The 10,808-nt window shown below is 46.5% G+C and carries 10 protein-coding genes and 8 tRNA genes; 3 read left to right on the plus strand and 15 right to left on the minus strand.

The window, feature by feature from the left end; genetic code table 11:
* Window positions 1-159: 159 nt before the first annotated feature.
* The 7 genes from J2Z65_RS19845 to J2Z65_RS35360 form a co-directional block, all read right to left on the minus strand.
* Window positions 160-654 carry an acyltransferase gene (locus tag J2Z65_RS19845; RefSeq protein WP_167053144.1) on the minus strand — a complete coding sequence of 165 codons (495 nt, stop codon included), beginning with the start codon at window positions 652-654 and terminating at the stop codon, window positions 160-162.
* A complete protein-coding gene (gene ppaX, locus J2Z65_RS19850; protein WP_167053147.1) occupies window positions 651-1,310 on the minus strand; it encodes a pyrophosphatase PpaX in 660 nt (219 codons plus the stop codon). The genes J2Z65_RS19845 and ppaX overlap by 4 nt, the downstream gene beginning before the upstream one ends.
* Complete coding sequence (gene lgt / locus J2Z65_RS19855) at window positions 1,288-2,265, minus strand: prolipoprotein diacylglyceryl transferase (RefSeq protein WP_167053149.1); 978 nt, start codon at window positions 2,263-2,265, stop codon at window positions 1,288-1,290. Before lgt ends, ppaX begins: the two co-directional genes overlap by 23 nt.
* Before the next feature lie 42 nt (window positions 2,266-2,307).
* On the minus strand, window positions 2,308-3,249 hold the full coding sequence (hprK, locus tag J2Z65_RS19860) for an HPr(Ser) kinase/phosphatase (RefSeq protein ID WP_167053151.1): 942 nt from the start codon (window positions 3,247-3,249) through the stop codon (window positions 2,308-2,310).
* A 182-nt stretch (window positions 3,250-3,431) separates the two neighbouring features.
* Window positions 3,432-4,553 carry an ABC transporter ATP-binding protein gene (locus J2Z65_RS19865; protein ID WP_167053153.1) on the minus strand — a complete coding sequence of 374 codons (1,122 nt, stop codon included), beginning with the start codon at window positions 4,551-4,553 and terminating at the stop codon, window positions 3,432-3,434.
* Between the two features lie 113 nt (window positions 4,554-4,666).
* On the minus strand, window positions 4,667-5,782 hold the full coding sequence (locus J2Z65_RS19870) for a PucR family transcriptional regulator (protein WP_167053155.1): 1,116 nt from the start codon (window positions 5,780-5,782) through the stop codon (window positions 4,667-4,669).
* A 121-nt stretch (window positions 5,783-5,903) separates the two neighbouring features.
* Window positions 5,904-6,755, minus strand: a complete 852-nt coding sequence (locus J2Z65_RS35360; protein WP_240159494.1) for an NlpC/P60 family protein — start codon at window positions 6,753-6,755, stop codon at window positions 5,904-5,906.
* A 322-nt stretch (window positions 6,756-7,077) separates the two neighbouring features.
* On the opposite strand from J2Z65_RS35360, the gene J2Z65_RS19880 reads away from it, so the two are divergent.
* The 3 genes from J2Z65_RS19880 to J2Z65_RS19890 all read left to right on the plus strand — a co-directional run bounded on the left by J2Z65_RS19880 (window position 7,078) and on the right by J2Z65_RS19890 (window position 9,680).
* Window positions 7,078-7,680, plus strand: coding sequence for a gluconate 2-dehydrogenase subunit 3 family protein (locus tag J2Z65_RS19880; protein WP_244999164.1), 603 nt, complete (start codon window positions 7,078-7,080; stop codon window positions 7,678-7,680).
* Entirely contained in the window at window positions 7,677-9,239 is a 1,563-nt protein-coding gene (locus J2Z65_RS19885) for a GMC family oxidoreductase (protein WP_167053157.1), read from the plus strand. Before J2Z65_RS19880 ends, J2Z65_RS19885 begins: the two co-directional genes overlap by 4 nt.
* Before the next feature lie 138 nt (window positions 9,240-9,377).
* Window positions 9,378-9,680 carry an MTH1187 family thiamine-binding protein gene (locus tag J2Z65_RS19890; protein ID WP_167053159.1) on the plus strand — a complete coding sequence of 101 codons (303 nt, stop codon included), beginning with the start codon at window positions 9,378-9,380 and terminating at the stop codon, window positions 9,678-9,680.
* A 183-nt stretch (window positions 9,681-9,863) separates the two neighbouring features.
* Here J2Z65_RS19890 and J2Z65_RS19895 read toward each other — a convergent pair.
* From J2Z65_RS19895 to J2Z65_RS19930, 8 genes are all read right to left on the minus strand, one after another.
* Window positions 9,864-9,936, minus strand: a tRNA-Lys gene (locus J2Z65_RS19895).
* Between the two features lie 9 nt (window positions 9,937-9,945).
* Window positions 9,946-10,027: transfer RNA gene (locus J2Z65_RS19900), tRNA-Tyr, on the minus strand.
* Window positions 10,028-10,073: 46 nt separating this feature from the next.
* Window positions 10,074-10,146, minus strand: a tRNA-Phe gene (locus J2Z65_RS19905).
* A 44-nt stretch (window positions 10,147-10,190) separates the two neighbouring features.
* Window positions 10,191-10,267 (minus strand) — tRNA-Asp (locus J2Z65_RS19910).
* Between the two features lie 27 nt (window positions 10,268-10,294).
* Window positions 10,295-10,370 (minus strand) — tRNA-Thr (locus J2Z65_RS19915).
* A gap of 12 nt (window positions 10,371-10,382) precedes the next feature.
* A tRNA-Val gene (locus J2Z65_RS19920) sits at window positions 10,383-10,458 on the minus strand.
* Between the two features lie 16 nt (window positions 10,459-10,474).
* A tRNA-Met gene (locus J2Z65_RS19925) sits at window positions 10,475-10,551 on the minus strand.
* Between the two features lie 28 nt (window positions 10,552-10,579).
* Window positions 10,580-10,671: transfer RNA gene (locus tag J2Z65_RS19930), tRNA-Ser, on the minus strand.
* Between the last annotated feature and the right edge of the window lie 137 nt (window positions 10,672-10,808).

Genomic DNA, 10,808 nt, shown 5'->3' on the forward strand with positions numbered 1-10,808 from the left:
GCACGTTAACGTGCTACCATACTACCAAAATAAAGAATGTACGGCTATTTTATCACGTAACCTTAGGACCGTCAATTGCCTCTTTCCCTATTCCCCAACATTTACAGGTCTTTCCCTACACAAAGAAAAAGAGCTGCACAGCTCATTCGCGCACAACTCTTATTTCTCATTATGTGTTTCACGTATCGTTTGCAACGGATTTCCTGCGACGAAGCTATGCGGCGCCACATCCTTGTGCACCACCGAACCCGCGCCAATAATGGCGTAGTCTCCAATCGTTACACCAGGAAGAATTGTCGTGTTTGCCCCGACCATCACATGTGACCCGATATGAACGTCCCCAAGCCTATACTCCTTGGTCAAATATTCATGAGCCAATATCGTCGTGTTATACCCGATAATCGTATTATTGCCAATATGTATCTTCTCTGGAAAAAACACATCCACCATCACCATCAAGGCAAAAGCGGTATGCTCTCCCACCTTCATCCCGAGGATATGCCGGTAGATCCAGTTTTTCATCCGCAGCGAAGGCGAGTACCGCGTAATCTGGATGAAAACGAAATTGCGGATCGCCTTCCATTTGCTGACGGTATGATAGATTTGCCATAGAGCGTTAGGCCCCTCTACCGGGTACCTGTCCGTTTTTCTCAACGGGCATCCACATCCGACGTGAGACCCACGATAGGCAGCAGATCAAACATATCGTCAATCAGATGATCTGGCTTGTACTCCTCCAGGTAAGAACGCCCTTTCCATGACCATGTGACACCGACCGAGATCACACCGGCATTTTTCGCGGCCTCAATGTCATAATGGCTGTCTCCCACCATCACGGCTTGATCCGGCGTACCGCCTAATTCTTTAAGTGCAGCTAATATCCCTTCCGGGTGGGGCTTCGCTTCCTTAACATCTTCAACGGTAACGATTATGTTTACGTATTGGTCTAGTCCGCACAGCTTCAGGCCCATTAACGTCGTTTGTCTGATTTTGCTGGTCACGATGCCGATTTTAATGCCGTTTTCGTGTAATTTTTTCATGACGACCCGGACATTCGGGAACTCTTTCACCAGCTCATCATGCTTCGATAAGTTAAATGTTCGATATTTTTTAATCAATTCTTCGACTTCTTTTCTGCCTGTAAAAAACTCCATTTGCTCCACAAGCGGACGTCCCATATTCGGAATGATTAGCTCCCGGCTTACTGGCTCAGGCGTTTCGCCTTCCAAGCTATGCAAAAAGGATTGCACAATCAACTCATTGGTATCAACAATCGTGCCATCCAGGTCAAACAGTACGGTTTGAATCATAATCTGCTCCTTTATCCTGTTGCTCTTGATCTTTCACTACTCTGTTTCTCTCTAGCTTTTTTGAGGAAACAATGGGATCCGCGTAACGAACATTGGCGTACCCTTTTTTCCGTCTTACGATAATGACGATCGCCATGCTGATCACAAGCAGAAGCGCTAACAGCTGTGAGAATCTAATGTTACCGCCATATGTCATAACGCCCGGCTCAAATACTACGGTCATCGGGGACCAAAGTGCATTCATCAGAGAAGCCAGCCATGTAGGCCCTGTGAAGTCCAGACTATCCGTACGGATCCCCTCAATGAAGAAACGGCCGATGGAATACCAGATGAAGTAGCTGAAGAACAGCTCTCCAGCCCGCAGAAAAGGTCTGCGGCGAAGCCATAGGAGTACACACAAACCTACAACATTCCATAGGGACTCATACAGGAACGCCGGATGATAAAACGTTCCTTGAATATTCATTTGATCTACGATGAAATTGGGCAAATGTAAGGTATTGCGCAAGAAAGACTCCGAAACAGGGCCTCCGTGCGCCTCCTGATTCATGAAGTTGCCCCAACGGCCAATGGCTTGACCTACGATTAAACCAGGCGCGCAAATATCCGCAATCCGCAAGAAATTATAGCCTTTGGCTCTTACATAGAAGAACACGCCGATAATGGCCCCGATCAAAGCACCATAAATAGCGATCCCGCCATGCCAGATCATGAAAATTTCAGCCAAATTATTCTTATAATCAGACCACTGGAAGGCTACATAGTATAGTCTTGCCCCAATAATCGCAGAAGGCACGCCGATCAACAATAAATCCATGAAAAAGTCAGGAATAATCTTGAACCGTTTCCCTTCTTGAATCGCCAGTAATAACCCGACCAATGCTGCCGTACCTAAAATAATGCCATACCACCGGACGTGTATCGGTCCAAGGGAAAATGCAACACTTTCTAACATAGTTTCACTCCTTCAGATGTAAGCTGCCTCTATATCAAGTTCTCAATCAAAGTCTTCATAATCCTCGCTCAGCGATTCAGTCAGCTTATTCGTAAATTGAAGCGCCGCGTTATAGCCCATGCGTTTCAAGCGATAGTTCATCGCAGCCACTTCTACGATAACCGCTAAGTTTCGTCCTGGTCGTACCGGAATCGTAACAAGTGGCAGATCCGTGTCGATGATGCGCGTAAGCTCCTCATCTAAGCCTAGACGATCATACTGCTTGTCCTGCTGCCAATTTTCCAATTTCACTACGACAGAAATTTTCTTCACATTGCGAACGGCCCCGGCGCCGAATAAAGTCATCACATTAATGATACCGACGCCGCGGATCTCAAGCAAATGGCGGATCAGCTCCGGCGCATTCCCTGTCAGCACTTTATCGCCGTTTTGGCGAATCTCAACCGCATCATCAGCAATTAGGCGATGCCCTCTTTTTACAAGTTCAAGCGCTGTCTCGCTTTTCCCGATGCCGCTGCTGCCAGTAATCAGCATACCGATTCCATAAACATCGACGAGTACACCATGAATCGTTGTGCTTGGTGCTAATTTATTCTCCAAGAACCCGGTTAAACGGCTCGCAAAAATAGTCGTCGACATTTGGCTGCGAAGCACGGGGAGATCACGCTTTGTCGCTTCTTCCAACAGCTCGCTCGGAATATCCAATCCTCGAGTCACAATAATGCAAGGCGTTTCCTCTGGAGCACATAGCTGCTCTACCCGGTTTCTACGAACACCTGTCGTTAACATCTCCATGAAGGTGATTTCTGTTTTTCCAAGCATTTGAATACGTTCTCTCGGATGATAATTGAAATATCCCGCCATCTCGAGACCCGGTCGGTACAGATCTCCGGTTGTTATCGCACGTTTAAGTCCAGATTCACCTGCAAGAACCTCCATATGGAGTTGTTCCACTAATTCGGAAACCTTCACCTTTTTGGCCATCGTCCTATCTCCTCTGCATTTTGCCTGTGCAAAACCTGCTTCATCTGCTCATACTCATTTCTATCCAATAGTTTCATCGTAATGGAATACGATATCGAAATCAACTAAAGTGTTTGCAAACTCTAACATCGCATCAACAGAAAAAAAAGCCAGCCGATAACGGCTGGCCTTTCTGTTCCAACTTATTTCGCTAAGATGGACAATGTGGATTCTTTATCGAAGAAATGAACTTTGTTCATATCCAAAGCCAATTTCACGTTTGTGCCTTCTTTGATTCCGGAACGGCCGTCTACACGAGCGATAACTGTGTTGGAACCAATACCGTTCAGGTACAAGTACATTTCATGACCCAAGTTCTCAGTCAACTCAACGTTTACGTTGAATACTGTGTTCGGGGATGCTTCCAAGAATACCGGCTCTTCGTGGATGTCTTCTGGACGAACACCCAGAATCACTTCTTTACCAACGTAGCCTTTATCTTTCAGTACTTGCGCTTTACCAGCTGGAACTTCAACGTTAACAGAACCTGCTTTGAAGAAAATACCGCCGCCTTCTTGTTTCAATGAACCTGTCATGAAATTCATGGATGGGGATCCGATGAAGCCCGCAACGAAGATGTTCACTGGGAAGTTGTAGATTTCTTCAGGTGTAGCTGCTTGTTGAATAATACCTTTATCCATAACAACGATGCGATCGCCCATTGTCATTGCTTCGATTTGGTCATGCGTTACGTAGATTGTCGTAACACCAAGACGTTTTGTCAATTTAGTGATTTCCGCACGCATTTGTACGCGAAGTTTCGCATCCAAGTTGGAAAGCGGCTCATCCATTAAGAATACTTGTGGTTCACGAACAATCGCACGACCCAAGGCAACACGTTGACGTTGACCACCGGAAAGAGCTTTTGGTTTGCGGTCCAGCAAGTGAACGATATCCAAGATTTTCGCTGCTTCGCGAACGCGAGCATCGATATCTGCTTTTTTGAATTTACGAAGTTTCAAACCGAATGCCATGTTTTGATAAACAGTCATATGCGGATAAAGGGCATAGGATTGGAAAACCATCGCGATATCACGATCTTTAGGAGCAACATCATTTACAAGGCGGTCTCCGATGTAAAGTTCACCTTCAGTGATTTCCTCTAATCCTGCGATCATACGAAGAGTTGTGGATTTTCCGCAACCGGATGCTCCAACCAATACAACGAACTCTTTATCTTCAATTTCAAGATGGAAATCCTTAACTGTGGATTCTTCTGCACCAGAATATTTTTTAACGATATGATTTAAACGTACGCCTGCCATGAGTTCATTCCCCCTACGGTTTATCGATGTACACTACTTGTTCATCAACTTTTGACTATACTCATCTTACCCCACGAATGCCGGACTGACTATGCACAATACCTACAAAAAAATCACTTTCTTTTCGTTACTTTGTACAATAATAGAGCAAGTCTCACTAATACAGCGTGATTGAACGTTCGGACATCCAATCCAGTCTCGTTTTTGAACTTGTCCAACCGATATAATAGCGTGTTTCTATGAATATACAGTTTCTTCGCCGTTTCGCTTACATTGCAGTCCAAGGTGAAAAAGTGTTCCAGCGTCGTTACCGTCTCCGCATCAAGCGCATGGTCGGTGCCGCGCAGCACCTGTTCCAGGAACTCAGCCTTCTCCTCTTCCTCGATGAGATGCAGCAGCTTTTCCAAACGAAGCTCCCAGCGAAGATGTATGAAACTCCCAACATGAAAAGAACGGCCCAACATGATGGTTTCTCTTAGTTTGAGAATGGTGGCAAACAGCGACTTCGCGGGTTTCACCGGATAATCAATCGCAAGATGGCATTCTCCTACCCATTCATTGGCTAGCATTTCATACAGACCTGAACCTAGGGCATCAAGAATTTGTTCAACACTTTCTTCTTCGTCGCCCTCGCGTTCCTCGCTGCCGCTCGTTAGCAAGCCCTCCGGCGCTAGAATCAGCCATTCTTTATCCATCAAAGGAATCAGAATGATCTCCGATTCAAAGAAGGACTCCAGCAGCTTCTTCAGATCAGCGTACGATACGCTTTGATTTTGGGAGTAATCCCCGTATAGGAGCAGAGGAATCTTCGTTGAATATAGAGAGGATTGTGAAGCAAGTGCATCCGGAAGCTCCGCATAGGTTGAACCGCGTTCCATCTGCTCCAGCAGCCAATCCCTTAACTGGTATGCTTTTCTTTCATCCTCAGACAGGAAAGCGCCCCACTGCTTTTTCTCTTGTACTTGCTTGGACTCGACAGACATCTCTATGAGTTTGCGCTCAGATGCCGTCAGCTTTGCTCCCGTAACCTGCAGAACCCGTATATCCTTGTGTTCCTTAGCTAAATAAAACAAAACGTCTTGACCACGCTCAATACTTCGGCAAAAGCTCACCGGTTGTTCAGCTTGTTCTTCTGACAAGTGCGTCCAATCTGTTTCAGATATCAAACTGATGTGCATAGGTGTCTGTAAAACCGCTTCCAATCGTTCTTTTATGCGCTCCCAATCCATCTGCCTCTCTCCTAACTTTCTATCTCTATCTCTCTATTGTACCATATCTCCCCTATCTAATGGGAAAGAACCCTCCAGCACCTAAGCTGCTCAAGGGTTCTCTATCTTCCATTACTTTATTTTAGCCTAACACCCGACGTGCAGTTACGTAATGATCCTTCCACCATTCTTTGTTCATGGACGTAAATTTTACGCCGCCTTCGCCATACGTATGAATCATGTTCCCGTCCCCTACATAAATCCCGACATGCCCGATATTCTTACCGGAATCCACAGTTGTAAAGAAGACTAGATCCCCGGTTTGCAAATCACTTTTGCTAACATACTTTCCTTCTTTAGCTTGGTCACGGGATATCCGCGGCAGCGTGATCCCGTATTCCGCAAAGACGGTTTTCACAAAAGACGAGCAATCCATCGTTTTGGTTTGTCCATATTTCGCGCCGAAGACATACGGCGTTCCCAAATACTTTTGAGCGGTCAGGATAAGCTCTGCTTTCAAACGATCCTTCGCCGAGAGAAGGCTTTTCCCGCCTATGAAGCTCTTCTTATAATCGCTGACATTGCGGGTGACGACTTCGTCTTTGCTCTGGGAGGCCATGACCATTTTCCCTTGACCGACATAGATCCCGGCATAGGATGGCTTCTCGCCACTACCAAAGAACAAGACGTCACCTGGCTCAGCTTTGGCAATGTCCGTTATTTGTTTTTTTTTCATTTTAAATTGCTCAGCAAGCGTTCTTGGAACAGAATAATTAAGGGTTTGATACACGTAATAGATCAGACCGGAGGAATCGAATCCCGCTGTCGGGGTTTCATTACTTTTGGAGTAATCGACACCGACCATTTTCTTCGCTAGGGATACTGCGTCCATATCATCATTAGCGGCAAAGGCGGAAACAGCCGTCGTTGCTGACAAGGCGATCGTTACCGCTGCCGTAATCCCTAGTGTACGTTTTGCAAGAATCTTTATCATCTTATATCCTCCAGTACGTAATTGTTTGTAGATTTGGAAAAGTCCAATCATTCTAGTACAAGATTACCATGGCAGTGAAAAGTCTTTCATTCCTAAAATGTTTCCTATCCCACACATGTTTGGTAAACCTAACAAATCTTTCATCAAATTTTACGTTGACGATAGATTAGCAAAATTGACGATGATTAGCTTGCTCATAAACTTCGCTTTTTTGGAAATAATTGTACAAGGGACTAACCCTATAGGAGGGACCGCTAGTGCTGAGCCTTTACTATTTTCATTTCTTAGTATATTTGGTCTTACTGCCATTTACGGAGGTTGAATGACAATGACAACTCATAGCCATTATCCGACTTTTAACGTCATGGATGAGCAAAACGAATGGGACGCACACACAAGGAACGTCGTGAATGCCCGCTTAATACGCGAAAATACGTATCAATACCTCACACATGTTGAAGCTGAAACACTACGAGCTTGGTGTGGACTGCTTATGGATGATCATCGAGGCGATATTATTCAGTACATCCTGTGTCATATTGATGAGGTTCTCTCTGAAGACAAAGGTGAAGGGCAACGCAAGGTCAACGTTCCCCCTGCTCGCATTCTGCTGCGTCAAGGTCTTAAAGCTATTGATGAGACAGGCTGGATCGAGAGCAGTAAACCCTTCTTCCAACTGGATGAACTATCTCAGCGTCAAATCATGCTCCAAATCAGCAGCGCCACCTACCCCTCGACTGAGAAATGGGACGGCATTCCGCAAAAGGCCCTATTTCAAAAACTCCTTCAGCTCAGTGTTGAAGCCTATTATTCACATCCATTGGTATGGTCGGAAATTGGTTTTGGCGGCCCTGCGTATCCTCGTGGATATGTTCGTGCGGAGACAGGTCAACTTGACCCCTGGGAGGCCGTGAGAAAGCCATGAACAGGAGATATGAGAAGGAGGCCGTTGATATCTTAATTGTTGGAGCAGGCGCTGCAGGCGGAGTGCTCGCCAAAGAGTTGAGCGAAGCCGGTCTAAGTGTCGTTGTATTAGAAGCCGGTCCCTGGCGGGATCCGCAGAAGGATTTCGCCAGTGACGAACTGAGTATGCGGCAATTAGGCTGGGAGGAGACTCGGTTCGTAGATGGGACAGTTCCTTTAGGCATGGGGTACTCTAATTCAGGCAGAGGGGTAGGCGGGGGAACGCAGAACTTCACAGGTGTCTTTCTACGGTTTCACGAATCGGATTTCAAATCCAAATCTATCGACGGCGTTGGAGAGAACTGGCCTATCCACTACAAAGATCTTGAACCTTACTACAACCGTATCGAAAAAGAAATAGCCGTTTCCGGGCCCAAACATTTCCCGTGGGGCAACTTCCGGGGACCTTACCCCTATCCAGAACGCGACCCTTTAAGTCCCAATGCTTATTTATTTCAAAAAGGCTGTGGAGCGCTCGGTATTCAATCTGTGGTTACACCGTTAGCTATTCTGTCTGCTCCCTTTGAGGGACGTCCTCCCTGCATCAATCGTGGTTTCTGCATTCAAGGCTGTATGCCGAATGCTAAATTCAGCACATTGACTGTACATATTCCCAAAGCAGTAAAAGCCGGAGCTGAAATTCTCCCTGATTGCATGGTTACGCAAATCGAAGTCGATGCTAATGGACACGTCAGTGGTGCGCTATTCGTCCATCAAGGAACAGAGTACCGTCAACGTGCCAAAACCGTTATTTTATGCGCGCATGCTGTAGAGACACCCCGGCTGCTGCTTCATTCCGCATCTTCGCAATTTCCAGACGGTTTAGCAAATTCCAGCGGCTGGGTAGGCCGCGCAGTCATGACTCATAGCAGCAATGATGTGTATGCCAAATTTGAGCAGGAGGTTCGTTTGTACAAGGGCACCCCCGTGCTCGCATCCACGCAGGACTTCTATGAAACCGATCCCAAGCGTGGCTATGCTAGAGGCTATACAATCCACTCTCATGGCTCGAGACCGATTGATATGGCGGGTGGGATTAGTAATTCGTCGCAAGAGCCTGTCTGGGGATCAGAGCTAAAGCAGGTTATGCGTGATTACAACCACTACGGAAGACTAACGATGGTAGGGGAGGTTCTTCCACACTGGGACAATCATATATCCTTATCTGACGAAAAAGATGCCAATGGCATGCCGCGGGCCTCGGTTACCTTCAATTACGGAGATAATGACCGCAAACTGATTGATCACGCCGTGGATAATATGAAGCTGATCCTCAAGGCAGCCGGTGGGGATGTTGCATACGTTGTTCAGGATACACAACATTTCATGGGCGGATGCCGCATGGGAAATAATCCGGCCACTTCCGTCGTTAACAGCTACGGTCAAAGTCACGATATTCCAAACTTATTTATCTGCGACGCGAGCCTTTTCGTAACTTCAAGCGGCTGCAATCCGACCAATACCGTCATGGCGCTTGCCGCAAGAACTGCGGATTACATCATTGAACTTGCCAGTACTTGAAAGCAACTAGACTCCCTCTCTTTAGAATTGATTGCATAACCTATGCTAACTCAACTAAAATGAGTGATAGCTAGATTACTACACTGCTGCGCAACGAGCGCTTAGGGATTAAAAGATGAAAGGAGAACCCTCACATTCATGGCTATTGCTGAATTCACCATTATCCCGATCGGGACGGCAACCACCAGCCTTAGCGGTTATGTCGCTGATTTACATAAAGAGCTGGAAAAACACACGGACATCACCTTTGAAATGACTCCCATGGGTACCATTCTAGAAGGCTCCTTAGATCGGCTTCTGGAAGTCATACGTGCCGTCCATGAAGTCCCATTTACGAATGGTGCACAGCGCGTCTCTACTTCCATTAAAATCGATGATCGCCGTGATAAAGCCGCATCGATGACTCAAAAAATGCAGTCCATTGCTGAGAAATTGAAATAGAAAAAAAGCATCCCTAATTGAGGATGCTTTTTCTATTTCACCGTACCATTTGATGACCCATGTCAAAGATGAACTTATAATTTCTGAAGAAAGTCCCATGAAAGGTGGGAATTAGGCTCTCTTCCAAGAAAGTCGGACAAAACAAAAAAAGACCCTGATGGTCTTCTGTGTTATTTAGAAAAGTGAGCCATGTAGGATTCGAACCTACGACACCCTGATTAAAAGTCAGGTGCTCTACCAACTGAGCTAATGGCTCTTAGGGAAATGGAGGCTGATGGATTCGAACCACCGAACTCGGAGAGAGCAGATTTACAGTCTGCCGTGTTTAGCCACTTCACTAAGCCTCCAGATGCGAGATAACCGTACTGCTTGGATGCAGCACAACCATCTCAATGGCTCGGGACGGAATCGAACCGCCGACACGAGGATTTTCAGTCCTCTGCTCTACCGACTGAGCTACCGAGCCTTATTTACTTCCAATAGTTTGTCCCATCCAATGAAGAACATGAATGGCGGAGCCGACGGGATTCGAACCCGCGGTCTCCTGCGTGACAGGCAGGCATGTTAGGCCTCTACACCACGGCTCCATGACAATTCAAGCTATACCATAAAAATGGTGCCGTCGAGAGGACTTGAACCCCCAACCTACTGATTACAAGTCAGTTGCTCTACCAGTTGAGCTACAACGGCATATGAATTAGATGGTGGAGGCTGACGGGATCGAACCGCCGACCCTCTGCTTGTAAGGCAGATGCTCTCCCAGCTGAGCTAAGCCTCCATCTGATTTGGTTTTATGGTAGCGGCAGAGGGGCTCGAACCCCCGACCTCACGGGTATGAACCGTACGCTCTAGCCAGCTGAGCTACGCCGCCACATAAAAAGATTATATATGTTTGGAACTGGCGGAGAGAGAGGGATTCGAACCCTCGCACCGCTTACGCAGTCTAACCCCTTAGCAGAGGGTCCCCTTATAGCCACTTGGGTATCTCTCCAAGACATATATACTCAGGAATTATTATTCCCTGAAAACTAGTTACGAAACTTGCGTAAAGGTAGGATTTGCTTAGGTTTTCTGGGCCCCAATCAAGTATTCGGAATTCGCTACAAAGCTGATCTTCACTTGGTTGGG

This window comes from Paenibacillus aceris, assembly GCF_017874035.1.
GTDB lineage: Bacteria > Bacillota > Bacilli > Paenibacillales > NBRC-103111 > Paenibacillus_E > Paenibacillus_E aceris.

What these genes read in the sequence shown, in the direction of transcription:
- J2Z65_RS19890 (WP_167053159.1), top strand. Translation starts at nt 9,378, where the DNA reads ATGGCTATTGCTGAATTCACCATTATCCCGATCGGGACGGCAACCACC.
- J2Z65_RS35360 (WP_240159494.1), bottom strand. Translation starts at nt 6,755, where the DNA reads ATGATAAAGATTCTTGCAAAACGTACACTAGGGATTACGGCAGCGGTA.
- J2Z65_RS19865 (WP_167053153.1), bottom strand. Translation starts at nt 4,553, where the DNA reads ATGGCAGGCGTACGTTTAAATCATATCGTTAAAAAATATTCTGGTGCA.
- lgt (WP_167053149.1), bottom strand. Translation starts at nt 2,265, where the DNA reads ATGTTAGAAAGTGTTGCATTTTCCCTTGGACCGATACACGTCCGGTGG.
- hprK (WP_167053151.1), bottom strand. Translation starts at nt 3,249, where the DNA reads ATGGCCAAAAAGGTGAAGGTTTCCGAATTAGTGGAACAACTCCATATG.
- ppaX (WP_167053147.1), bottom strand. Translation starts at nt 1,310, where the DNA reads ATGATTCAAACCGTACTGTTTGACCTGGATGGCACGATTGTTGATACC.
- J2Z65_RS19870 (WP_167053155.1), bottom strand. Translation starts at nt 5,782, where the DNA reads ATGGATTGGGAGCGCATAAAAGAACGATTGGAAGCGGTTTTACAGACA.
- J2Z65_RS19885 (WP_167053157.1), top strand. Translation starts at nt 7,677, where the DNA reads ATGAACAGGAGATATGAGAAGGAGGCCGTTGATATCTTAATTGTTGGA.
- J2Z65_RS19880 (WP_244999164.1), top strand. Translation starts at nt 7,078, where the DNA reads ATGACAATGACAACTCATAGCCATTATCCGACTTTTAACGTCATGGAT.